22 protein-coding genes are annotated in these 24,484 nt (G+C 63.0%); 15 read left to right on the forward strand and 7 right to left on the reverse strand.

The genetic code is table 11. The features are described 5' to 3' along the window. The first annotated feature begins 128 nt into the window (after positions 1-128). Complete coding sequence (gene cutA / locus WN982_RS01715) at positions 129-461, forward strand: divalent-cation tolerance protein CutA (RefSeq protein ID WP_341314100.1); 333 nt, start codon at positions 129-131, stop codon at positions 459-461. Continuing rightward, positions 454-2,325, forward strand: a complete 1,872-nt coding sequence (gene dsbD, locus WN982_RS01720) for a protein-disulfide reductase DsbD (protein ID WP_341314101.1) — start codon at positions 454-456, stop codon at positions 2,323-2,325. The genes cutA and dsbD overlap by 8 nt, the downstream gene beginning before the upstream one ends. Before the next feature lie 157 nt (positions 2,326-2,482). Here the strand turns inward: dsbD and hemB are convergent, their stop codons facing one another. Together hemB and yihA are read right to left on the reverse strand one after the other, a co-directional pair. Then, positions 2,483-3,481 (reverse strand): porphobilinogen synthase, encoded by a 999-nt coding sequence (gene hemB / locus WN982_RS01725; protein ID WP_341315689.1) that lies wholly within the window; start codon positions 3,479-3,481, stop codon positions 2,483-2,485. A 262-nt stretch (positions 3,482-3,743) separates the two neighbouring features. Beyond that, positions 3,744-4,397, reverse strand: a complete 654-nt coding sequence (gene yihA, locus WN982_RS01730) for a ribosome biogenesis GTP-binding protein YihA/YsxC (RefSeq protein WP_341314102.1) — start codon at positions 4,395-4,397, stop codon at positions 3,744-3,746. Between the two features lie 216 nt (positions 4,398-4,613). Here yihA and WN982_RS01735 point away from each other — a divergent pair, with 216 nt between their 5' ends. The 5 genes from WN982_RS01735 (at position 4,614) to msrQ (ending at position 10,714) form a co-directional block, all read left to right on the forward strand. Next, a complete protein-coding gene (locus tag WN982_RS01735; protein ID WP_341314103.1) occupies positions 4,614-5,267 on the forward strand; it encodes a c-type cytochrome in 654 nt (217 codons plus the stop codon). A 116-nt stretch (positions 5,268-5,383) separates the two neighbouring features. Next, the gene (locus WN982_RS01740; RefSeq protein ID WP_341314104.1) at positions 5,384-7,606 is read left to right on the forward strand and encodes a cytochrome c biogenesis protein ResB; all 2,223 of its coding nucleotides are present in this window, start codon (positions 5,384-5,386) and stop codon (positions 7,604-7,606) included. 4 nt (positions 7,607-7,610) lie between these two features. Beyond that, entirely contained in the window at positions 7,611-8,825 is a 1,215-nt protein-coding gene (gene ccsB / locus WN982_RS01745) for a c-type cytochrome biogenesis protein CcsB (protein ID WP_341314105.1), read from the forward strand. Between the two features lie 186 nt (positions 8,826-9,011). After that, a complete protein-coding gene (msrP, locus tag WN982_RS01750; protein ID WP_341314106.1) occupies positions 9,012-10,007 on the forward strand; it encodes a protein-methionine-sulfoxide reductase catalytic subunit MsrP in 996 nt (331 codons plus the stop codon). Positions 10,008-10,018: 11 nt separating this feature from the next. Then, positions 10,019-10,714, forward strand: coding sequence for a protein-methionine-sulfoxide reductase heme-binding subunit MsrQ (gene msrQ, locus WN982_RS01755; protein WP_341314107.1), 696 nt, complete (start codon positions 10,019-10,021; stop codon positions 10,712-10,714). Between the two features lie 88 nt (positions 10,715-10,802). On the opposite strand, the gene lysA is transcribed toward msrQ, so the two are convergent. Beyond that, positions 10,803-12,065 (reverse strand): diaminopimelate decarboxylase, encoded by a 1,263-nt coding sequence (gene lysA / locus WN982_RS01760; protein ID WP_341314108.1) that lies wholly within the window; start codon positions 12,063-12,065, stop codon positions 10,803-10,805. 9 nt (positions 12,066-12,074) lie between these two features. Next, positions 12,075-12,422 (reverse strand): lipoprotein, encoded by a 348-nt coding sequence (locus WN982_RS01765; protein ID WP_341314109.1) that lies wholly within the window; start codon positions 12,420-12,422, stop codon positions 12,075-12,077. Between the two features lie 35 nt (positions 12,423-12,457). On the opposite strand from WN982_RS01765, the gene cyaY reads away from it, so the two are divergent. Beyond that, entirely contained in the window at positions 12,458-12,775 is a 318-nt protein-coding gene (gene cyaY / locus WN982_RS01770; RefSeq protein WP_341314110.1) for an iron donor protein CyaY, read from the forward strand. A 111-nt stretch (positions 12,776-12,886) separates the two neighbouring features. Here the strand turns inward: cyaY and WN982_RS01775 are convergent, their stop codons facing one another. Then, positions 12,887-15,289, reverse strand: coding sequence for a penicillin-binding protein 1A (locus tag WN982_RS01775; protein WP_341314111.1), 2,403 nt, complete (start codon positions 15,287-15,289; stop codon positions 12,887-12,889). A 258-nt stretch (positions 15,290-15,547) separates the two neighbouring features. Between WN982_RS01775 and pilM the strand changes: the two genes are divergently transcribed. The 7 genes from pilM to WN982_RS01810 all read left to right on the forward strand — a co-directional run bounded on the left by pilM (position 15,548) and on the right by WN982_RS01810 (position 22,906). Then, complete coding sequence (gene pilM, locus WN982_RS01780; RefSeq protein WP_341314112.1) at positions 15,548-16,552, forward strand: pilus assembly protein PilM; 1,005 nt, start codon at positions 15,548-15,550, stop codon at positions 16,550-16,552. Then, on the forward strand, positions 16,552-17,268 hold the full coding sequence (locus WN982_RS01785) for a fimbrial assembly protein (protein WP_341315690.1): 717 nt from the start codon (positions 16,552-16,554) through the stop codon (positions 17,266-17,268). Before pilM ends, WN982_RS01785 begins: the two co-directional genes overlap by 1 nt. Then, positions 17,265-18,185, forward strand: a complete 921-nt coding sequence (locus tag WN982_RS01790) for a hypothetical protein (protein WP_341314113.1) — start codon at positions 17,265-17,267, stop codon at positions 18,183-18,185. Before WN982_RS01785 ends, WN982_RS01790 begins: the two co-directional genes overlap by 4 nt. Beyond that, complete coding sequence (pilQ, locus tag WN982_RS01795) at positions 18,185-19,888, forward strand: type IV pilus secretin PilQ (RefSeq protein WP_341314114.1); 1,704 nt, start codon at positions 18,185-18,187, stop codon at positions 19,886-19,888. Before WN982_RS01790 ends, pilQ begins: the two co-directional genes overlap by 1 nt. Before the next feature lie 106 nt (positions 19,889-19,994). Further along, complete coding sequence (locus tag WN982_RS01800) at positions 19,995-20,546, forward strand: shikimate kinase (protein ID WP_341314115.1); 552 nt, start codon at positions 19,995-19,997, stop codon at positions 20,544-20,546. Continuing rightward, entirely contained in the window at positions 20,546-21,631 is a 1,086-nt protein-coding gene (aroB, locus tag WN982_RS01805; protein ID WP_341314116.1) for a 3-dehydroquinate synthase, read from the forward strand. The genes WN982_RS01800 and aroB overlap by 1 nt, the downstream gene beginning before the upstream one ends. A gap of 72 nt (positions 21,632-21,703) precedes the next feature. Beyond that, positions 21,704-22,906 (forward strand): deoxyguanosinetriphosphate triphosphohydrolase, encoded by a 1,203-nt coding sequence (locus tag WN982_RS01810; protein WP_341314117.1) that lies wholly within the window; start codon positions 21,704-21,706, stop codon positions 22,904-22,906. A 96-nt stretch (positions 22,907-23,002) separates the two neighbouring features. Here WN982_RS01810 and WN982_RS01815 read toward each other — a convergent pair whose 3' ends face one another. Both WN982_RS01815 and WN982_RS01820 read right to left on the reverse strand, forming a co-directional pair. Continuing rightward, a complete protein-coding gene (locus WN982_RS01815) occupies positions 23,003-23,383 on the reverse strand; it encodes a DUF883 family protein (RefSeq protein ID WP_341314118.1) in 381 nt (126 codons plus the stop codon). Between the two features lie 305 nt (positions 23,384-23,688). Next, entirely contained in the window at positions 23,689-24,411 is a 723-nt protein-coding gene (locus WN982_RS01820) for an OmpW family outer membrane protein (RefSeq protein WP_341315691.1), read from the reverse strand. Positions 24,412-24,484: the final 73 nt, after the last annotated feature.

Below are 24,484 nucleotides of genomic sequence, written 5' to 3' on the forward strand. Positions count from 1 at the left end.
TCGGGTGTCGCTGTGGCCGGCCAGGCACGGTGGCCAAATGCCGCAGGCGACAAGTGGGCGGGCCTGCGGTACCGCAAAGCTAGGTGATACGATAACGGCACCTGAACCGTGCCTGGCCGGAGCCTTCTGTGAGCGCGAATGTGACCTTGATTCTGACGACGCTGCCGGATGCCGCCGCTGCTCAGAAGCTCGCGGCAGAGGCGCTGGCTGCGCGGCTATGTGCCTGCGTCACGCAGTTGGGCGCGGTGCAGTCCAGCTATCACTGGCAGGGCGCGATCGAAACTGTGCAGGAGATCCAGTTGCTGTTCAAGACGAGCGCTGTACGCGCGCTGGAACTCGAGCAGTACATTCAGGCGCACCATCCCTACGACACGCCGGAAATCCTCTTATGGCAAGCGACGGCATCGGCCGCGTACGGCCAGTGGATCACTGCTGAAACCCAACGCCCTCTCCATGTTTAACGGTCTCGACCGACGCGCGCGCAATGCACTGCGCACCGTCTTTTTCCTGCTCGGCTGCCTGATCCTCGCCCAGTTCGGCGCACTTGCCCATGCCGCGGACGACTTCCTTGATCCCGCCGTGGCCTTCAAATTCAGCGCGACCGAGAAACCGGGCGAAGTCGACGTCACCTACAAGATCGCGGACGGCTATTACATGTACCGCGAGCGGTTTGCGTTCGCGACCCGCAACGGCACGACGACGATCGGTGAGCCGCAATTGCCAGCCGGACACGTGAAGTTCGACCAGACCTTCAACAAGAACGTCGAGACGTACCGCAATGAGTTGACGATCCGCATCCCCGTCAAGCAGGCGCAAGGGCCGTTCGACCTCGCGGTTACGTCGCAGGGTTGCGCGGACGCGGGCATCTGCTATCCGCCGATGGATCGCGTCTACCACGTGAGCGGGGCGGCATTGCAGTTGGCAGGCAGCGTCGGCGCGGCAGCCGCCACCCAGCAATCCGCAGCCGCCGACACGCCGTGGTATGAGCGCGCCACCAACGCTGATTACGCGCAGTCGTTGCTGCAAGGCGGCGGCTTCTTCGCGATCATCGGGCTCTATTTTGTGGCCGGCGTCGTGCTCAGTTTGCTGCCGTGCTCGTATCCGATGATTCCGATCCTGTCGGCGATCATCATCGGCGAAGGCGCCCGGGTGACGCGTGCTCGCGGGTTTGCGTTGTCGCTGGCGTATGTGGTCGGCATGGCACTGGTCTACACGGCGCTTGGCATAGCTGCCGCGCTCATTGGGCAGAGTCTCGGCGCGTGGCTGCAAAACCCGTGGGTGCTGGGCGCGTTTGGCGTATTGCTGACGATTTTCGCACTGACCCTGATTGCGGGGTTCGATATCGCGTTGCCGCAGCGCTGGCAGGACGGCGTGTCGCGTGCGTCGACAGGGCGCTCAGGCGGCAAGTTCGCCGCGGTGGCCGCGATGGGGGCGCTGTCCGCGTTGGTGGTCGGGGCCTGCATGACGGCGCCGCTCTTCGCCGTTCTGGCGTTCATTGCGCACGCCGGCGACGCGCTGCTTGGCGGTGCCGCGCTGTTCTCGATGGGGCTCGGGCTCGGCGTGCCGCTCCTGATCATCGGCCTTGGCGCTGGTACCTTGTTGCCCCGCGCGGGCGCGTGGATGAACGGCGTGAAGGTGTTCTTCGGCGTCGTGCTGCTCGCCGCCGCGCTATGGATCGTGTGGCCCGTGCTCGGCGCCACTGCGACGATGCTGCTGAGCGCGCTATGGTTGCTGGTCGCTGCGGCGGCGCTCGGCGTGTTCTCCTCGCTCGCCGAGGGCGCTTCCGTGTGGCGCCGGCTTGGCCGGGGCATCGGTGCGGCGCTGGCAATCTGGGCCGCTGTGCTGCTGGTGGGCTTGGCCGCTGGATCGTCCGATCCGTTGCGTCCGCTTGCTGTGTTGGCAGCCCGCGGCGGGGATGCGAGTGTAGCGAACGCCGCTAAAACGCCGAATTTGCCGCCACAGGGGGATCTCACGTTTGCCCCGGTTCGTTCCTCGACCGAACTCGACCAGGCCGTCAAAACGGCTGCGCAGCCCGCCATGCTCGATTTCTATGCGGACTGGTGCGTGAGTTGCAAAGAGATGGAGAAATTCACCTTCAGCGATCCGCGCGTCCAAGCCAGGTTGAAGCAGATGAACCTGCTGCGCGCGGACGTCACCGCTAACAATACGGACGACCAAACGCTGCTCAAGCGTTTCGGTCTGTTCGGGCCGCCCGGTATCATCTTCTTCGATCACGGCGGTAATGAAGTGCTGCGTGTCGTGGGATATGAGTCTGCGGACAAATTCTTGCGCAGCCTCGATCGCGCAATCGCGCCCGGGGCGTAGCCGAAAAGCGACTTGCGGTGGTGTGCGCGGTGATTCCCGCCGCGCGACCGGGCACGACTCACGGCACCGCACCGCCAACAAAAAACGGAGGCGCGACTCAAAAGTCCGCCTCCGTTTTTCGTCACACTAACAACGCCCCGAAAAGCGGCGCATCAGCTTACTTCTGCGACCTCAGAATCCGCGCGGCGTCCAATGCGAAATAGGTCAGCACGCCGTCTGCGCCGGCCCGCTTGAACGCCAGCAGCGATTCCATCATCGCCTTGTCGTGGTCGAGCCAGCCGTTCTGCGCCGCCGCTTTCAGCATCGCGTATTCACCGCTCACCTGATACACGTAAGTCGGGAACTGGAATTCGTCCTTCACGCGACGCACGATGTCCAGATACGGCATGCCCGGCTTGACCATTACCATGTCCGCGCCTTCGTCGATATCCGCCTGAACTTCGCGCAGCGCTTCATTCGAGTTGGCAGGGTCCATCTGGTAGGTCATCTTGTTGCCCTTGCCGAGATTCGTCGCGGAACCGACCGCATCGCGGAACGGGCCGTAAAACGCCGACGCGAACTTGGCGGCATAAGCCATGATCCGCGTGTGGATATACCCCTCGCTCTCGAGCATCTCGCGGATCGCGCCGATGCGGCCGTCCATCATGTCCGAGGGCGCCACGATATCGACGCCCGCTTCAGCCTGTGCCTGGGCTTGTTCGACCAGGATTTCGACGGTTTCGTCGTTGATCACGTAGCCGGTTTCGTCGAGTACGCCGTCCTGGCCGTGGCTCGTGTACGGATCGAGCGCGACGTCGGTCAGCACGCCCAAGTCGGGAAAATGCCTTTTCAGTTCACGAACGGCGCGCGGGATCAGGCCCGCGGCATTGGTCGCTTCGCGGCCGTCAGGCGTTTTCAGCGACGGCTCGATCGCGGGAAACAGCGACAACACCGGCACGCCCAGTTCGACGCATTGCTCGGCGACGCCCATCAGCAGGTCAACCGACACGCGCTCGACGCCTGGCATCGACGGCACGGCTTGCCGCACGTTGGTGCCTTCGACGATGAACACGGGGTAGATCAGATCGTTGGTGGTGAGGATGTTTTCTCGCATCAGACGGCGCGAGAAGTCGTCGCGGCGCATGCGGCGCGGACGGTAGTGCGGGTAGAGGCTCATATCGAGTCGAATATCGTGGATGTCGTGGAGTGTGGACAAGTACCGCCTGCCTCCGCTCCCGGAAACTTTTCGAGACAATGGTATATCATACCGATCGAGCAAGGCGCCTAGCGCTGACCTCCCCGCTTCTCCTCCCTGAGCGGGTGCCTGTCGTTTTTCGATTAGGCTGTTTGACCCGCCGTTAAAGCGGCGGGTTTTTTTATGGGCGGCCGAAACGGCGTCTTCGCCCTGTTTTCACCCTGTTTATCCGAAGCCGCCGCGCTTACTGCGCCGGGTCCGCTTCGCCCTTTGCGACGGGAATCAGCCAGCCTTCGATCAGCTCGTGCGCTTCGTCGAGCCCGATGCGCTTGAGCGCCGAGAACAGCTGGGCGGTCAGTTCGCCCCGGTAGCCGGCTGCACGATATTCAGCCAAACCTTTCTGTGTCGCGCGCAATGCGTTCGTGCTTTCCTGGCGCGTCAATTTGTCGCACTTAGTCAGCAGCGTGTGGATCGGCTTACCGGTCGGCGCGAACCACTCGATCATCCGGCGATCCAGATCGGTGAGCGGGCGGCGCGAGTCCATCATCAGGATCATGCCGCGCAATTGCGAGCGCGATTGCAGGTAGGTAGACAGCAGCGCTTCCCAGTGGGCCTTGGCCGCGCCCGGTACTTCGGCATAGCCGTAGCCCGGCAGGTCGACCAGATGCGCAGTCGGCTCGTCAGCCTTGCCAACCGAGAAGTAATTGATGTGCTGAGTGCGCCCAGGCGTCTTACTGGCGAATGCCAGCCGCTTCTGATTGCACAGAATATTGATGGCCGTCGACTTCCCCGCATTCGAGCGCCCGGCAAAGGCGATCTCAGGTTGCGCGGTGGCCGGCAAATCACGCAGGTGATTGACGGTCGTGAAAAAACGGGCTTGGTGGAGCAGGAAGGACATTTTCAGGCCAGGATTCGAGACGCCGGGGAACCCGGAGTGGGGACGGGTCAAGCCCGACTGGCGTCTTAGCGATTAGCGAGTTATTGTACAATACGACGGTTTACTGAAAACCTGAGGGGGCCAGCCCGCGTGCCTTGGCGGCTCTCAGCGGTCACTCAGTCGCCGTCGTATTTTGCAAAACCTCTAAAATCCCACAAGACGAAACAGGGTGTGCGAATGAATCGACTGTGCAAGGCTCTGATGGTGCTTCAAGTAGCGGCAGGTCTTTCAGGTTTGGCAATTCAGGCACGAGCAGCAGATCCGGCAAAACCGGACGTCAATCGGGGGCAGGCAATCGCGGTGCAGGTTTGTGCTTCATGCCACGGCGCGGACGGCAACAGTGCCGGCGGCGCGTATCCGAAGCTGGCGGGCCAGCATCCCGAGTATCTCGTCAAGCAGCTCAAGGATTTCAAGGCGCAGCCGGGCGCCAAGCAGCCCACGCGCAACAATGCGATCATGGCGGGCATGACCGCGGCGCTGTCCGATCAGGACATGGTCAACGTTGCTGCCTATTTCGCCACACAGGCGCCGAAGCCAGGCTACGCGCATAACAAAGACACTGTAGCGCTCGGTCAGAAGATTTATCGCGGTGGGATTGCCGATAAGGGTGTGCCGGCGTGTGCGAGCTGCCACGGGCCGACTGGTCAGGGGATTCCGTCGCAATATCCGCGTCTGTCGGGGCAGTGGGCGGATTACACGGTGGCGCAGCTGACCGCGTTCACGCAAGGTCCGGGCGCGCGTAATAACAACGACGCGATGCATGCAACTGCAGCGCGTCTGTCGGACAGCGAGATCAAGGCTGTAGCCGATTACATCGCGGGCTTGCATTAAGAAGTCCGCACGCAAGTGCAACCGGTCCGATAAGGCCGGTACAAAACAAGAAAAGGGTGGGGGCGTCGTGCCTACGACAGCCCTTCACCCTTTTTTGCTGTTCAGTCGGAGTATGAATGAGCGTCACCACGTCGGGTATGCAGTCGAAGTCGCGCAATCGCATCGTGCGCAGCATCATCGAAGTATTGAGTTCAATGCGCTTCGCGATCGCGCTGCTCGTGATCCTGTCGATTGCCAGCATTATCGGCACCGTCCTCACGCAGGACGATCCGTATCCCAACTACGTCAATCAGTTCGGCCCGTTCTGGGCGGACATCTTCCGCTCGCTGAGCCTGTACACGGTGTACAGCTCGTGGTGGTTCATGCTGATTCTCGGCTTCCTGATGGTGTCGGTATCGTTGTGCGTGATCCGCAATGCGCCGAAGATGGTCGCCGACGCGAAGAGCTGGAAGGACAAGGTTCGCGAAGGCAGCCTGCGCGCGTTCCACCACAAGGGCGAGTTCGCGGTGCACGGCACGCGCCTGCAGATCTCGGCGGTGCTGGCCAAACTCTCCGCCAAGCTCGGCTACAAGTTCGTCACGCGTGAGTCCGACGGCGCGACGCTGATCGCCGCCAAGCGCGGCGCGCTGACCAGGTTCGGCTACATCTCCGCACACCTCGCGATCGTCGTGATCTGTCTGGGTGGTTTGCTGGACAGCAATCTGCCGATCAAGCTGCAAATGTGGCTGTTCGACAAGTCGCCGATTCGCAGCAACACGGTGATCAACGACATTCCGCCAGAACATCGTCTGTCGCAATCGAATCCGACTTTCCGCGGTTATGCGTGGGTGCCGGAAGGGCAGCATGTGTCGACGGCGATCCTGAACCAGCCGGACGGCTCGTTGATTCAAGACCTGCCGTTCTCGATCGAGTTGAACAAGTTCATCGTCGACTATTACTCCACCGGCATGCCGAAGCTGTTCGCGAGCGACATCGTCGTGGTGGACCACAAGACCGGCGCGCGCGTGCCGGCGCGAGTCGAAGTGAACAAGCCGTTCGAATACGACGGCGTGTCGATTTATCAGTCGAGCTTCCAGGACGGCGGCTCGCAGATGCAGATGACTGCATACCCAATGACCGGCAACAGCGCGAAGACCGCGCCGTTCGGCGGCACGATCGGCGGCAACGCGCCGTTGAGCACGGCCTCTCCGCTGGCTGATGGCCAGACTGTCGAATTCACCGATTTCCGTGCGATCAACGTCGAAAACGTCTCGAACGGCAGCGGCCAGAACGATGCCCGCGGCGTCGCCGCGCATCGCTCGCTGAAAGAAGCGTTCGACGAGCGCCTCGGCTCCGGCGCGAAGAGCTCGAAACCGCTGGATCTGCATAACGTCGGCCCGTCGGTGCAGTACAAGGTGCGCGACAAAGACGGTCAGGCGCGCGAGTACAACAACTACATGCTGCCGGTGGACGTAGGCGGCGAGCGGATGTTCCTCGCCGGCATGCGCCTGAATCCGGACGACCCGTTCCGCTACCTGCGCATTCCCGCCGACACCGGCGGCACCGTCAAGGAATGGATGAACCTGCGCGCCACGCTGGAAAATCCGGCCATGCGCGCCGCGGCCGCGCACCGTTTCGCGCTGCGTTCGGTGCCGGGCTCGAATACCGAGCTGCAGCAGCATCTGGAAGAAAGCGCGCTGCGTGTGCTGACCCTTTTTGCTGGCGCGGACGGCAGCATCAAGATGCCGAACGGCCAGACGGTGGGCGGTTTCCAGGCGATCGCCGGTTTTATCGACCATTCGGTGCCGAAGGATGAACAGGAAAAGGCCGCGGGCCTGTTGCTGCGCATGCTTGAAGGCTCGACGTGGGACCTCTGGCAACTGTCGCGCGAACAGCTCGGCGAGCCTGACGCACAGGCCAATGCGGATGCCAGCCGCTTCGTTCAAAGCTCGATCAACGCAATATCCGACAGCTTTTTGTATGGATCGCCGGTCTACTTGCAGCTTGACTCCTTCAAGCAGGTGCAAGCTTCGGTATTTCAGTTGACGCGCGCGCCGGGTAAAAAAGTCGTGTATCTTGGCAGCTTGCTCCTCGTGCTGGGCATCTTTTCGATGTTCTACGTTCGCGAACGGCGCCTCTGGTTCTGGCTCAAAGACACCGCTCACGGCACGAATGTCGTGATGGCGATGTCGAGCGCGCGCAAGACGCTCGATTTCGAAAAGGAGTTCGTCCAAACGCGCGACGCCGTCGGCGCCGCGCTGGGCGCCAAACTCATCGATGCATCCGATGCCGCCGGCGCCTCCGACAAACCCGGCCATGCCGGCGCGCCGTCCGCACGCTCACAAGATTCAACCCGGTAAGATCATGGATTTGACTCAGGTTTCTTCATCCTCCTCTACTTCGCCGTCGCGGCACCAGAAAGCGCCCGCTGGCGAGGCGTTCAACGCAGCGCAGTTCGACGAGCGGCCGTTCCTGAAGCGCCTCGGCATGACCGACTGGCTGTTCGCCCTCGCGATGGTCGCGGGCGCGGGGTTCGCGCTGTCGCGCTATCACCCGTTCATGAACTACTACGACAAACTGGTGCTGGTGTGCGCGGTGCCGGTGTTCGTCGTGCTCGGCTGGCGCTGGAAGCCGGTGCGCCCGCTGATGGTGGGTATCGCGGCGCTGTCGCTGTTTGCGATCCAGATCTATCAGGGCGATCTGACGCGCGCGGATAACGCGTTCTTCCTGAAGTATTTCCTGTCGAGCCAGTCCGCGATTCTGTGGATGAGCGCGCTCTTCGTATTCGCCACGGTGTTCTACTGGATCGGCCTGCTGTCGCGCTCGCCGACCGGCGCCGCGATCGGCTCGAAGATGACCTGGGCCGCGGTGCTGATGGGCTTCGTCGGCCTGATGGTGCGCTGGTACGAGTCGTACCTGATCGGCGCGGACGTCGGTCATATTCCGATCTCGAACCTGTATGAAGTGTTTGTGCTGTTCAGCCTGATCACCGCGCTGTTCTACCTGTACTACGAGCAGCACTACAATACCCGCGCGCTCGGCGCATTCGTGCTGCTGGTGATCAGCGCGGCCGTCGGCTTCCTGATGTGGTACTCGGTCGCGCGCGACGCGCAGCAGATCCAGCCGCTGGTGCCGGCGCTGCAAAGCTGGTGGATGAAGATCCACGTGCCGGCGAACTTCATCGGTTACGGCAGTTTCGCGCTGTCGGCGATGGTCGGCGTCGCGTATCTGATGAAAGAGCGCGGCGTGCTGGCCGATCGCCTGCCGGCGCTCGACGTGCTCGACGACGTGATGTACAAGTCGATCGCCGTCGGCTTCGCGTTCTTCACGATCGCGACGATTCTCGGCGCGCTGTGGGCCGCCGAAGCATGGGGCGGCTACTGGAGCTGGGACCCGAAGGAGACGTGGGCGCTGATCGTCTGGCTGAACTATGCGGCGTGGCTGCATATGCGCCTGATGAAGGGCCTGCGCGGCGCAGTGGCGGCCTGGTGGGCGCTGACCGGCCTGCTGGTGACGACCTTCGCGTTCCTCGGCGTGAACATGTTCCTGTCGGGGCTGCATAGCTACGGCAAGCTGTAAGATCTGGCGTTCTGAACCGACTAAAAACCGCCGCGTGCTTCGCACCGGCGGTTTTTTTATGGCTCGCGGAATATTTGCTGCATTCAACGTGTTTGTTAGAGCAGTACGTATGCATGGCTGGACAAGCCGATCATCAATCTGGCCCCGTAAAATGACCTAACCGATGGGCCGGCAAGGAGCAGCACGATGTGGATCAAGCGAAGCGACAGAATTCAACTCACCGGCGATGACATTGCGCGCAGCGAAATCACGCCGCAGCGGGTTTTTGAAAACCGGCGGCGCGTGTTGCAGGCTGCGGGCGCGGTGGCGCTCGGCGGTCTGATCGGTGTGAATGGCGAGGCGCGGGCGGCGTATGCCTCGCCGGATCCGAAGGCGCAAAAGCTGGCGGCGAAGACCAACGCGAAATTTGTCGCGCTCGACAAGATCACGCCGTTCAAGGACATCACCACCTACAACAACTACTACGAGTTCGGTACCGATAAAGCTGATCCGGGACAGAACGCCGGCACGCTGCGACCGCATCCGTGGAAGGTGAGCGTCGAAGGCGAGGTGAAGAATCCGAAGGTGTACGACATCGACGAATTGCTCAAGCTCGCGCCGCTCGAGGAGCGCGTGTACCGCCTGCGTTGCGTCGAAGGTTGGTCGATGGTGATTCCGTGGATCGGCGTGCCGCTTTCCGAACTGATCAAGCGGGTTCAGCCGACCGGCAATGCCAAATACGTCCAGTTCATCACGCTGGCCGATCCTTCGCAGATGCCGGGCCTGTCGACGCCGGTGCTCGATTGGCCGTACTCCGAAGGGTTGCGGATGGATGAGGCGATGAATCCGCTGACGTTGCTGACGATGGGCCTCTACGGCCAGATATTGCCGAATCAGAACGGTGCGCCGATCCGCGTCGTGGTGCCGTGGAAATACGGCTTCAAGAGCGCGAAGTCGCTGGTCAAGATCCGCTTCCTCGACAAGCAGCCGCCGACCAGCTGGAACACGTACGCGTCGAACGAATACGGTTTCTATTCGAACGTGAACCCGAACGTCGATCATCCGCGCTGGAGCCAGGCGAGCGAGCGGCGCATCGGCGAGGACGGTTTCTTCACGCCCAAGCGCAAGACGTTAATGTTCAACGGCTATGGCGATCAGGTCGCGTCGCTGTATCAGGGCATGGACTTGAAGAAGAATTTTTGAGCGGCGTGAACATGGCTTCCGATACGCAACCTGTTGCTCCAACCGAACGCAAAGTGCCGCGAGCACAATCCGCATCGACGACGGCAAAGCGGCCCACAACCGGCGCACGCTGGATCGTACCGGCGAAGATCGCGGTGTTTATCGCGGCGTTGTACCCGCTCGCGCGCATTGTGCTGTTCGGCGTGACCGATCGGCTCGGCGCGAACCCAATCGAGTTCATCACGCGCTCGACGGGCCTTTGGACGCTCGTCTTCCTGTGCATCACGTTGGCCGTGACGCCGTTGCGCCGGTTGAGCGGCGTGCCGGCGCTGCTGCGGTTTCGTCGCATGCTTGGCCTGTACGCGTTTTTCTACGCGACGCTGCACTTTACGACCTACCTGTGGTTCGACAAATGGTTCGACGTTGCGGCGATTCTGAAGGACATCGGCAAGCGGCCGTTCATCACGGTCGGCTTTGCCGCGTTCGTGTTGCTGATTGCGTTGGCGCTCACGTCGCCGCGCGCGATGGTGCGCAAACTCGGACGCCGCTGGCAGACGTTGCATCGCACGATCTATGCGATCGGCGCGCTCGCGATTCTGCATTTCTGGTGGATGAAGGCGGGCAAGCATGACCTGCTGTTGCCGAGGATTTACGGTGCGATCATGGTTGCGCTGCTGGGATGGCGCTTGATCGTATGGATGCGTGAGCGGAGCTTGAAAACGCGCTGACCGCGCTGCACAGTGCGCAATAGAAAAAGGCGATGCCACGGTGGCATCGCCTTTTTTTATGCGTCAGCTTCGACGTCAGTTTTGACGTTTACGCCGGCAAGATCGTTTCGCCTGCAAATAGCTGTTTCACCTCTTCGCGAGCGCGAACCAAATGCGCTTGTGTACCATCGACCATCACCTCGGCCGCACGCGGACGCGTGTTGTAGTTCGAGCTCATCACGAAGCCGTACGCGCCTGCCGAACGAATCGCCAGCAGATCGCCCGGTTCGACCGCGAGCAGACGCTCGCGACCCAGCCAGTCGCCGCTTTCGCAAACCGGCCCGACTACGTCGTACACGTGTGCAGGCACTTCGTGCTTAACGACCGCGTCGATTGCGTGATACGCCTCGTACATCGCAGGGCGGGCAAGATCGGTCATTGCAGCGTCGACGATGGCGAAATTCTTTTCCGCGCCCGGCTTCAGAAACTCGACGCGGGTGAGCAGCACGCCGGCATTACCGACGAGCGAACGGCCCGGTTCGAAGTACACCTCGCGGTGGCTGTGACCACGCGCTTCGATGCGATCGAGCATGGTGCGCACGAAGTCGCCGATTTCCGGCGGCGTTTCGTCGTCGTAGGTGATGCCGAGACCGCCGCCTACATCGATATGGCGAATTTTCACGCCGTCCTGCTCGATCTGCTCGACCAGTTCCAGAACTTTATCGATCGCGTCCAGATACGGTGCGACCTCGGTGATCTGCGAGCCGATATGGCAATCGATGCCGACCACGTCGAGATGCGTCATCGCCGCGGCGGCACGATAGGTGGCGCGCGCATCCTCGAACGCGACGCCGAACTTGTTCGACTTCAGGCCGGTGGAGATATACGGATGCGTTTTGGCATCGACGTCCGGATTCACGCGCAGCGATACCGGCGCCTTCTTGCCCATTTCCGCGGCAACCGCATTCAGGCGATCCAACTCCGGAATCGATTCGACATTGAAGCACTTGACGCCGGCCGCGAGCGCGTCGCGCATTTCGTCGGCGTTCTTGCCGACGCCGGAAAACACGATGTTTTCCGCCTTGCCGCCAGCGGCCAGCACGCGTGCCAGTTCGCCGCCCGAGACGATGTCGAAGCCGGCGCCGAGGCGCGCGAACACATTCAGCACCGCGAGATTGCTATTCGCCTTGACGGCGACGTGTACGCTCGCGCGACGGCCGGAGCAAGCACCTGCGTACGCGTTCCACGCTTCGGTGAGCGCGGCGCGCGAATAGACGTACAGCGGCGTGCCGAACTGCTCGGCGAGTGAGATGGCGGACACGCCTTCGGCGTGCAACACGCCGTCGACGTAGTCAAATGCAGATCGAGTCATGCGAAAGTCTTATTGAACGGGAGTGACGGCGGAGGCAGGCAGCGGGGCCGCCGTAGCAGCGGATGCGGCAGACACCGGCGGCGCGGCGAGTTCGCTTTCCGGCGCCAACGAGAGCGGCGTGCCCGAAGTGTCGGGTACGGTGCCGGCTGCGGAGGCGGTTTCCGCACCGGGTTTCACTTCATCCGGCGACGGCGGTTGTGTGCGATCGATCGGCTTGGCCGGCAGCGGCGGCACGGTTGGCAGGTAGAGCGAACCGCGTTGCCCGCAGCCGCTGAGTGCGCAACCTGCGAGAATGGCTAAAACCGCTACAATCGCGCGGCCGGGCGCCGCCGCGCGCATCCGAGATACGACTCGCATGACTGTCCCTGAATAAATAATCGATGGAGTTTAGCATGTCCGATAGTGAATACCTGACCCGCGCGGAAGCCGCGCTAGCCGCCATCGAACGCGCACTCGACGACACCGATGCCGACATCGAATTCGAGCGCAGCGGCAATGTCCTGACCCTCGAATTCGAGAACCGTTCGAAGATCATCGTCAACCTGCAACCGCCGATGAGCGAGATCTGGATTGCCGCGAAAGCGGGCGGTTTTCACTTCCGTTTCATTGACGGCGAGTGGCGCGACACCCGTAGCGGCACGGAATTCTTCGCGGCCTTATCGGACTACGCGACGCAGCAGGCCGGCGAGCCGATCCGCTTTGAAGCGTAAATTTGCAGCGTAAAGTCCGCAACCGATACTGCAGTTGAAAAGAAACCGCCGCGCGTCGAGCGCGGCGGTTTCTTTTTCTTCATGTTCTGCGCAGTTCAGACACTACAGGCGCTAGTGCCCGCGGAACAAATTCATGATGTCCTGCTTTTCCTGCTCGCCGACTTGTTGGGGTGCGGCCTCCGCCGCCGAACCGCTGGCCGCCGCATCGAGCGTAGCCTGGCTCACGCCGACTGTCCCTATGAAGCCGTGCCCAGGCGTGAAGTCGTCGAAATACAGTTCCGAACCGATCTCAGTCACGTCGTCCGGCATCGGCATCTTGTATTCCGGCACGCCCTTGAGCGCACGCCCCATGTAATCGATCCACACCGGCAATGCCAGGCCACCGCCTGTTTCCTTATCGCCCAGACTGCGCGGATTGTCGTAGCCGATCCATGCGATGGCCGTCAGCGTGTGCTGATAACCGGCGAACCACGCGTCGCGCGAATCGTTGGTCGTACCCGTCTTGCCGGCGAGATCGGTGCGTTTCAGCACATTGGACTTCGCGCCCGTGCCGCGTTGCGCGACGCTTTGCAGCAGGCTGTTCATCACGTATGCATTACGCGGCTCGATCGCATGCGGCGCGCTTTGGGCGGCGACCAGCGGTTGCGCATGCGCCACCACAATGCCGCGCTGATCGGTGACTTCGGCGATCAGGTACGGGTTGATCCGATAACCGCCGTTGGCGAACACCGAGAACGCGCCCGCCATCTGCAACGGCGTGACGAGACCCGCGCCGAGCGCCATCGGCAGGTAGGCCGGGTGACGATCCGCATCGAAGCCGAAACGCGTGATGTACTGCTGCGCGTATTTGGTGCCGATCTGGTTCAGGATGCGAATTGACACGAGGTTCCGCGACTTCTGCAACGCGGTGCGCATCGTCATCGGACCGTCGAATCCGCCGCCGTAGTTTTTCGGCTCCCACGCCTGACCGCCGGTTTCAGCGGCGCTGAAAAAGAGCGGCGCGTCGTTGATCACCGTGGCCGGTCCGAGTCCTTTTTCAAGCGACGCCGAATAGATGAACGGCTTGAAGCTCGAACCCGGCTGACGCCACGCCTGAGTGACGTGGTTGAACTTGTTCTTGTTGAAGTCGAAGCCGCCGATCAGCGCGCGAATCGCGCCGTCCTGCGGAATCACTGACACGAACGCGCCTTCCACTTGCGGCAATTGCGTGATCGACCAGCTGCCGTCGTCGCCCTTGACGAGGCGAATGATTGCGCCGGGCCGCAGGCGTTGGTTTGGCTGCGCGCGCGTGCCGAGCGCGAACGCGGCGAAGCGCAGACCGTCGCCCTGAATGGTCGCGACGTTGCCGTCGATGAAGGTTGCCTGCACCTGCTTCGGGTTCGCCGCGGTCACCACGGCGGCGATGAGTTCACCGTTGTCGGGATGTTCGAGCAGTGCGTCGTCGATCGCCTGTTCGCGGTCGTCTGCGTCGGACGGCAAGTCGATGAACGCTTCCGGGCCGCGATAACCGTGGCGCCGTTCATAGTCCATCAGACCTTTGCGCAGCGCACGGTAAGCGACGTCCTGGTCGGCCGAGTCGATCGTCGTCACCACGTTCAGGCCGCGTGTGTAGGCCTCTTCGCGATATTGCGCGTACATCATCTGCCGCACCATTTCCGCGACGTACTCCGCGTGCACGCTGAATTCCTTGCCCGCGCCCTTGACGACGAGCGGCTGTTTGCTTGCCTCGTCGTACTGCTCCTGGGTGATGTAATGCAGTTCGTACATGCGCTGCAGGATGTACTCCTGCCTCACCTTCGCGCGCTTCGGATTGACGACCGGGTTATAGGCCGACGGCGCCTTCGGCAGGCCGGCCAGCATCGCCGATTCTGCCAGAGTCAGGTTTTTCAGATCTTTGCCGAAGTACACCCGCGCCGCGCTCGCGAATCCATATGCGCGCTGGCCGAGATAGATCTGATTCATGTACACCTCGAGAATCTGATCCTTGGTTAGCTTCGACTCGATCTTGTATGCGAGCAGCATCTCGTAGATCTTGCGCGTGTAGGTCTTCTCGCTCGAAAGAAAGAAGTTGCGCGCCACCTGCATCGTGATCGTGCTGGCGCCCTGAGTGGCGTGGCCGTTGGTCAGCGCGACGAAGCCGGCCCGCGCGATGCCGGTCAGGTCGACGCCGCCGTGATCGTAGAAGCGCGCGTCTTCGATCGCGAGCACAGCCTTCTTCAGGCTATCCGGCACGTCCTGGATATGGGCGATGTCACGCCGCTCTTCACCGAATTCGCCGATCAGCACATGGTCGGCCGTATAGATGCGCAGCGGCACCTTGGGCCGGTAGTCGGTGAGCGCATCGAGCGACGGCAGGTTCGGCGTTGCCACCACCAGCGCATAGCCGAGCACCAGCAGCGCGCACAGAATGCCGGCGACGATCAGACCCACAAAGCCAAGGATGAGCTTGAGCCACAACGGGCGTTTGCGCTTCTGCGGCGCGGGCGGCGGGGACGTAGGAGACGTGGATTGCATATGGGCACCAAAAAACAGTCCCGCGATTATAGCCGCCTTGCTTTTCAGCTTTCGGCATGCTTACTGACAGTTTTTGACAGGTCTTCGCGCCGCGCAGGAATGACTTCACTGTAGTCGCTTTGAGGTCATGCAGGGCGCGCGGTATGCAATGTTAGCCATTCGGCTGAGTGTCGCGCGGCGGCGCGGCTACGCACAATTCTTCCTCGCTACTCGCGTTCGAATGGTTCGTCGCGTGAGTGAGTCTGGAGGGAGGGCGTGATGACGTTCAAAAGTTCGTGGCTTCAGGGAATGCAACTGGGAGTGGAGCGCTTAGGAGAGCGCTTCGCGGCGGGGATCGATGTCAGTTCGCAGGCGGTGCGTCTTATCGTGGTGAGTCAGCGTTCGCGCGCAAGCGCCGCGCTGCGCATCGAATACTTGACGAGCGTGCCGCTTGCGGCCGGCGCGATGGCCGGCACGGAGATCGCCGACCGGCACGCAGTGGCGCGTGCGTTGCGCGACGCCTTCTCGGCCTTGCCGCGCGTCTGTTCGACGCACGCGTTGCGCTGTGCAATGGCGCTGCCCGCCTCGGCCACCCTGACCACCACGATACCGCTCACGCGGCTCGCTGCGCTCAGCGGTTGCGCGGAAGACTGCGGGCACGAACTGGCCGAGCTCGAACCGGCGGTGATGAGCGAAGTGGAGCGCATCGCGGGGCTCGAGCGGCATGCCTTGGCTGTCGACTGGTTTCTCGACGAAGCGCCGTCGTCGATTCGCTCGGTGACGATCGCCGCGACCGCACGGCAGCATCTCGAAGCGCGCATCGAATGCGCGGCCACCGCGGGCATCTCGCTCACCGCAATCGACGGCGAGCCGCATGCGGCGTTGCGCGCAATGCGTTACGCCGCCAGCCACGATCTCGATCCGCACGAGCCCTATGTCGCGATCTGGATCGGCGCGGATGGCGTGTACGGGTGGCGCATCGCCGACGACAGCATCGTCGGCGAAATTCGTTATCCGGCGCCGGAGCACTCAGATCTCGCCGACGCGTTGCGCGATCTCGCCGATGGTCCCGCACTCGACTGCGCATTGTTGAGTGGCGAGGTCGACTTGCTCGACGGCGTAGGTTTTTCGCTTGCGGATATGGCCGACGTGTTGGGCTGCACGGTGTTGCCGTTCGAGTGCGCAGCGCTTGGCGGCCTCGCGCGGTCGCTAACTGATCCGTTGTTGCACGAGCCGTCCGGCGCGGTCGCATTCGGCCTCGCGCTGCGCGGCGTGCTCGAATGATGCGAGATCGTTTGCATGCCGATGGTTCAGGCGCGCCGGATTCATCGCGTGGCACGCGCCTCGCACGCCCCTGGCTCGGCGGCTTCAATTTGCTGCCCTACCGGCAACGTAACGCGCGGCTTGCGCGGCGGCGCTGTCTGCTCGAATGGACCGGCGCAGCGCTCGCTGGTTGTGCCACCGTGCTTGCATTGGCCGGATGGCAAGCGTTCGAGCGGACGCGGCTCGATGCGCAGCGTGCGTCGCTCGAACGCTCGCTCACACAACTGATCGTGCCGCTCGCCGAGCACGCGAAGTTGCTGCGCGTGCAAGACGAGCAGCGCAAAGGCGCTGCGCGTGCAGCGAGCTTGTCCGAACCGCTCACGCATCTGCGCGATCTGCTGGATGCGCTGAGTTTCGAACCGGGCGATGGCGTCGTTCTGCAGCAGTTACGTCAGCGCGAGCACGAGACGGAGTTGCTGGCGACTTCGAGTGGCCATATCGCGTCGGCCGACTGGCTCAAACGCTTGAGCGCGATTCGCGGCGTGAAGGGCGCGGAGGTGAGTGACCTGCGTCGCTCGGTGCCACGCAGCGGTGCGGTTGCTGCAGCCGGAGAAACCGGCCCGATCGAATTCGGCGCGCGCTTGCGTTGGACCGATCCGCCGCACAAGGTGGCCCATGCGCCGGTCGCCGCTGCGCAACGTCCGATGCAGTCTGAACAATCAAGAGGTGCGAAATGAGTACAACGTTTGTCGATATGGACGGCGCGGCAGGCGCGCGGCTATCCCTGTCCCAATGGATGAAGCGCGTGCGTTTGCCGCTCGATGCGTGGAGCCGGCGGCGTCGCTGGGTAGTCGCTTTGCTGATTGCCGCGCTGGTGGTCGGGCTGGGTGCACATGGCTGGGTTATGGCCGACCTCAGTGGCCTCGGGGCGAGCCAGACAGCATTCGATGCAGCCACGCGGCATCTCGCCGATGCGCGGCGCGCGCTAACGCAATTACCCGCGCTGCGTCGCGAAGCCGCGAGCGCGCACGCCGCACATTTACCGACGCCATGGACCTCCGCGGACGATGTGCGTCTCGTGTCCGAGTTGGCCGCGCAAAATAGCGTCGCGTTGCTCGCGGTGGAACCAGGCGCCGCGAGCGGCTCGGGCGCCGAACATATGCGGCCGATACGTCTCGCCGCGCAGACCGATTTCGTGCATTTGATGTCGTTTCTGCGCGGGCTGTCGGACTTGCCGGTGCTGATCGTCCCCGAGGACGTGACCGTCAAACGGAACGGCGCTTTGCTTGCCGTGAGCGCGACGCTGCGCGTGTTCAGCGCGCTGAGACCGGCGGTTTCAAGTGTCTCCGCGGGCGCATTTGCCGACGACAGCCTCGATACCGATGCCGACGAAGATCTCGTGTTCTACGATCCGTTCTCGCTGCCGCAAATGCTGGCAGGCGGGGACCTGCCCGACGCTTCGCAGTTACGTCTGGCCGGCTTGCTGCACGATCGCACGCGCGGACTCGCCTTACTCGAAACGCCGGACGGCGCGGCGACTGTCGCGCCGGGGCAGCAGTTCGGCGCTGAGCGCGTCACGCGGGTCGACGCGCTCAGCATCACGCTGGCAAATGGCGGCGTGGCGCGTACGCTGGCGCTCGCGGACGCATCCTGATGACGCTTGCGAAACTCATTCGCCGCACCGTGTGGTGTGTGGGCGCTCGTCTATGCTTCGGCGTCGTCGTTAGCGCAGCGGCCGGTGCCGGAGTCGCGCACGCGTCGGCCCAGCTGCAACCGCCACTGCCGCCGTTGTCCGCGAGCATGCCGCTCGACGACGCCATCGCACCGCTCGATGTCCGGTACAACGTACCGCAACTGCCGCGCGGCATTGCCGCCGAAGTGCCCAATCCGTTTCGCAACGATGTCGCCGATGAGCCGGGAGCAGCGCGCGCGGCGGCAACCGCCGGCAACGACCGCGCAGATGACCCGTTTAGCAGCACAGACGGCTCGGTGCCGTTGCGACCACAATCCGCTGCCACTCGCGGCGAGGCCACTGGAGCCGCTGGCGCCGCCGGCGCATCCGCACTCGAAGGTCCGCCGGTGCCGCTGCCCCCGCTGGCGCGCCTGAGCAACGCGCCGCAAAGCCTCGCCGACGGCAAGCTCGCCGTCGACGATAAACCCATCACGCTGAACTTCCAGCGCGCCGAACTCGGTGCCGTGCTCAACGCGTTCGCCCAATTCACCGGACTGAACATCGTTGCGAGCGAAAGGGTGCGCGGCGCCGTCTCGCTGCGGCTCGACAAAGTGCCATGGCGCACCGCGTTCGACACCTTGCTCGACGTCAACGGTCTGGCGATGGAGCGCCACGGCAACGTGATCTGGGTCGCGCCGCTCGCGGATCTCGCCGCGCGCGAGCGGCAGCGCTTCGAAGCGCACGCCCGGGCCGCCGATCTGGAGCCGCTCGCGAGCCGCACCTTCCAGCTGCACTACGCGCGCGCCGAGGACGTGCGGCACCTGCTGACGGGCGCAGGCAACCAGCGCGTGCTGTCCAAACGCGGTGCCGCGACGGCCGATCCGCGCACCAATCTGCTGTTCGTCACCGACCTCGAGGGCCGTCTCGCGCAGATCGCCGCGCTGCTCGCCTCCGTCGACCGGCCGACCCGTCAGGTGCTGATCGAGGCACGTATTGTCGAGGGCGAGCACGGTTTTTCGCGCAATCTGGGTGTGCGTCTGTCAATGGCGGCGGCCAACGCCGACGGCGCTGCCCGAGGCCTCGCCGGCGGCAAGGACGGCACCGTCTACGATCTGTCCGCGCGGCCGATTTCCGGGTTCGACGCCGCTACTGCCGGTCTGACGCTGTTCGCGGCGCAAGCTACGCGGCTTCTGAATATCGAGCTGAGCGCGCTGGAAGCCGAGGGCCGCGGCGAAATCGTGTCGAGCCCGCGGGTCGTGACGGCGGACCGGATGAAAGCGGTCGTCGAGCAGGGCACCGAGCTGCCGTACCAGGCAAAAGTGGGGCAGGGCGTGTCCGGCGTGCAGTTTCGCCGCGCCACGCTCAAACTGGAGGTCGAGCCGCAAATCATGCCGGACGGCCGGGTGGTGCTGGACCTCGACGTCGCCAAGGATAGCGTCGGCGAGCAGACCGATGCGGGCCCCGCGATCAACACCAAACACGTGCAAACGCGGGTCGAGGTCGAGGATGGTGGTACGGTGTCGATCGGCGGCATCTACGCGACCGACGACCGGGACGATGTGACGCGGGTGCCGCTCCTGGGCAAAATACCGGTTTTAGGCGCGCTTTTTCGTCATCGGGCGCATCGCGACAAGCGCAGCGAACTGGCGGTTTTCATCACGCCGCGCGTCGTTCGGACAAATTAGGGGCACGCTGTTGCCGCTCGGGAGCGGCGGCGCGCAGGCTCGACAAGGCAGCCGCTTTGCCAGTAAGCTGCGGCACGAACCATACCGGATTAGCCAGAGGACACCGTTGCAAGCGCGGGACGCACACGCCAATGTATTTTTTGTAGGGCTCATGGGGGCAGGCAAAACCACCGTGGGCCGGGCCGTTGCGCGCCGGCTGGATCGCCCGTTCTTCGATTCCGATCACGAAATCGAGGCGCGCACGGGCGCGCGCATACCCGTGATCTTCGAACTGGAAGGCGAAGCGGGCTTTCGCGACCGCGAAGCGCACGTGATTTCCGATCTGACCGGGCGCGACAATATCGTGCTCGCAACAGGCGGCGGCGCGATTCTGCGGCCGGAAAACCGTGAAGCGCTGCGAAATCGCGGCGTGGTGATCTATCTGCGTGCCAATCCGCACGATCTGTGGCTGCGCACCCGGCGCGACAAAAATCGCCCGCTTTTGCAGACTGAAGACCCGAAAGCACGTCTTGAAGCGCTCTACGAAGTGCGCGACCCGCTGTACCGCGAATGCGCGCATTTTGTGATCGAAACCGGCCGGCCTTCGGTCAACGGACTCGTCAACATGGTTCTGATGCAGCTCGAGATGGCCGGCGTCGCCAAACATCCTGCGTCATAATGGACCGTATGATTACCGTCAATGTCGAACTGGGCGAGCGCGCCTACCCCATCCATATCGGTGCCGACCTGATCGGCCAGACCGCGTTGTTCGCGCCGCATATCGCCGGCAGCTCGGTCACCATCGTGACCAACACCACGGTCGAGCCGCTGTACGGCGACAAGCTGCGCGCCGCGCTGGCGCCGCTCGGCAAGCAGGTGTCGACGGTCGTTTTGCCGGACGGCGAAGCGTGCAAGAACTGGGAAACGCTGAATCTGATTTTCGACGCGCTGCTCGGCGCGCGGGCTGACCGTAAAACCACGCTGATCGCGCTGGGCGGCGGCGTGATCGGCGACATGACGGGTTTTGCCGCGGCCTGCTACATGCGCGGCGTGCCGTTCATTCAGGTGCCGACCACCTTGCTGTCGCAGGTCGATTCGTCGGTAGGCGGCAAGACCGGCATCAATCATCCGCTTGGCAAGAACATGATCGGCGCGTTCTATCAGCCGCAAGCCGTGATCGCCGACATCGGCGCGCTACGCACGCTGCCGGCGCGCGAACTGGCAGCGGGCATCGCCGAAGTGATCAAGACCGGCGCGATTGCCGACGCCGGCTTTTTCAGCTGGATCGAAGCGAACGTCGAGGCGCTCAATCGCTGCGAGCCAGAGGCGCTGGCCGAGGCGGTCAAGCGCTCGTGCGAGATCAAGGCGTCGGTGGTGGCGCAGGACGAGCGCGAAGGCGGCTTGCGCGCGATCCTCAATTTTGGCCACACCTTCGGCCACGCGATCGAGGCCGGGCTCGGCTACGGCGAATGGCTGCACGGCGAGGCGGTCGGCTGCGGGATGGTGATGGCGGCGGACCTGTCCGTGCGTGAGGGCTATCTCGACGAAGCCGCGCGCAAGCGTCTGGTCGACGTGATCGTCGCTGCGCATCTGCCAACCCGCGCGCCCGCGCTCGGCGAGTCGCGCTACGTCGAACTGATGCGGGTCGACAAAAAGGCCGAGGCCGGCGCGATCAAATTCATTCTGCTGAAGCGTTTTGGTGAGACGCTGATCACCCAGGCGCCCGACGCCGCCGTGCACGCAACGCTGGCCGCCGCCGTCTAGAAACGGTGAGGCATTGCAGCAAAGCATCCCGCACCAGCGTCACGAGGCGCCGCCCATGTTTCGGAGAAACCGGTGACTGACAGGCGCAGCGACGATGTAGAGAATCACCCGGGAGGCGCGGCGGCGATCGGCGTGCCTTCGCCCGAAGCACTCGAAGCGCATCTCGCACCGTATGCGGCGCATTCCGCGCAGTCGCGCGGCCGCCGCTATCCCGAAGCCGCGCCTAGCGCGCGCACCGAATTCCAGCGCGATCGCGACCGCATCGTCCACTCGACGGCATTCCGCCGCCTCGAGTACAAAACCCAGGTGTTCGTGAATCACGAGGGCGACCTGTTTCGGACACGCCTCACGCACAGTCTCGAAGTCGCGCAGATCGCGCGTTCGGTTGCACGCAATCTGCGGGTCAATGAAGACCTCGTCGAGGCCATTTCGCTCGCGCACGATCTCGGCCATACGCCATTCGGCCATGCCGGCCAGGATGCGCTCAACGAATGTATGCGCGAACACGGCGGCTTTGAACATAACCTGCAAAGCCTTGCGGTGGTCGACGATCTCGAGGAGCACTACGGCGCGTTCAATGGGCTGAACCTCTGCTTCGAAACACGCGAAGGCATTCTCAAGCATTGCTCGCGCGAGAACGCCCGGCGGCTCGGCGCGCTCGGCGAACGTTTTCTCGAAGGACGGCAGCCGTCGATCGAAGCACAGATCGCGAACGTCGCCGACGAGATCGCATACAACAATCACGATGTCGACGACGGTTTGCGTTCAGGCTTGCTCACGGTGGAGCAGCTTGCCGAAGTGGAGTTATGGCAGACGCACTACGAGGCGGCGCGCGGCGATTTTCCGCAGATCGAAGGGCGGCGGCTGATTCACGAGACGGTGCGCCGCATCATCAATACGCTGATCGTCGACCTGATCGATACAACCACCCTCAATCTGGTCCGGCATGCGCCGGCAACGCTCGACGCAGTGCGGGCCGCTCCGCCGCTCGTCGCGCATAGCGAAGCGATCGCTTCGCAGGCCGCGACGCTCAAGCGCTTTCTGTTCAAGAACCTGTATCGCCACTACCGGGTGATGCGTATGGCGAATAAGGCGCGCCGCGTGGTGGTCGGCCTGTTCAGCGCGTTCACGGAAGATCCGCGGCTGTTGCCGCCCAGCTATCAGTCTCCGGACGCATCATTGCAGTCGCGCTTGATTGCCCACTACATTGCGGGCATGACGGATCGATATGCGGTGAAGGAATACCAGCGGCTGTTCGTGATCGACGACAACTGATCGGTCGGCACGACCGAGCATCGGCGCCGGGATGCGGCGCCGGTGCGCATACCCTTAGTGAACTGCCGCCACCGGGGCGGCGGCCAGGCGTGCCGTTTAACGCAGCCGCGACGCGAGCAGCGCGCTCGCGATCAGCGCGATGCCGCCGACGACTGCAATCGCCTGCCACGGATTTTCGCGCACATACTCATCGGCGTCCGAGATCGCCACTTCGGCGCGTTGGCGCATGGCCTCGCGGGTGTCGTTCAATCGGGCGCGCGCAACCTCGAGCCGCTTGCGAAATTTGCTGCGTAGCGCTACGGCGTCGGCATGCGTGCCGTCGGCCAGCGTGTCTTCGAGTTCCGACATCAGCGTGCGCAATTCGCCGGCGATGTCTTCAGCCGCGTGGCGGCTATGGCGAGCGATACGCCGCGCACGGCGGCTGGTGGCGGTCCAGGATTCGCCGAGGGCGTCTCGTGTATTCGGAAGTGCTGTCATGGTCGCTCCGTCGATGAGGGTGAGAAAAGTCTCCGCGTACTCATGCGGGAAACACGGCGTCACGCAACTTCGATGCCAAAGCTGCGCAGTGTTCCAGCGAGATCATCGCACACGTGTCGGCGGTTTCTGGCGGCAGAAATTGCACTGGAAAGGTCGATCGGCGGTCAAAATTACAATGCACGCGGCAATTACCACAATAGGTGACAGAGGCATAGAATCAAAAACGCCGTCACATGTGTGACGGCGTTTGGCCGAGGTGCGGACTGTTCGCGACGGTTCGATCCATGCAGGCACAGCCTGCCTCCCTAGAAGACGTAACCTATCTTCGCGAAAGTAACGATCGGGTTGAGTCTGATTTTTGCCTCAGACGTCACGGTCAGGTTGCCGACCGGAGTCGACGCGTTCGAGGTCAGTGTCGCGGTTACGCTGAGCGGTATGTATGAGACGGAGAACCCTGCGAACCAGTGTTTGTTGAACGCATAGTTGAAACCGAGATTAAACACCGGTGCCCAGGAACGATCCGTCGATACCGAGGTCGGACCATGCAGTACGCCTTGTTCAAACGCAGTGTTGGTGATCTGCGCGTCCGTGAACCAGACGTACGTGACGCCGAGGCCGGCATATGGTCGGAACGCCGCGGTGGCGTCGTTGAAGTAGTATTTGAACAGGAGAGCAGGACTCCATTGCCTCGCGGAGCCGAGCGTACCGAATTGCTCGAAGGTGCCTTTGCCTAGCAGGTTGAATTTCGGCGGAATGCCAATTTCAGCTTCCGCGGCGATGTGATCGGTGACAAAGTAGCCTAGGCTTAAGCCGATGGTGTCGGAGCTGTCGATGCCAGCGCCCGTGCCGGGTACCGAGATGTTGACGGGTGTCCCGCCGACGCTTGTTTCCTTCAACGGATCGCTACTGTCTTGTGGGGCGAAATGGAACCACCCCGTCGTAGCGTAAAAACTGCCGGCCGATTGCGCGTGAACTGCCGTCATGCAGGCGAGCGCCGCGATCCCTGTTATGGCCTGTTTTAATTTCATATGTGCTCCTCCAAAAAAGGCCCGCTCATTATGACCACAACGTTTGAAACAAACCATACGCGGCAGTTAGAGC

Origin of the sequence: Paraburkholderia sp. IMGN_8, assembly GCF_038050405.1 — a bacterium.
In the GTDB taxonomy this organism is placed as follows: Bacteria; Pseudomonadota; Gammaproteobacteria; order Burkholderiales; family Burkholderiaceae; genus Paraburkholderia.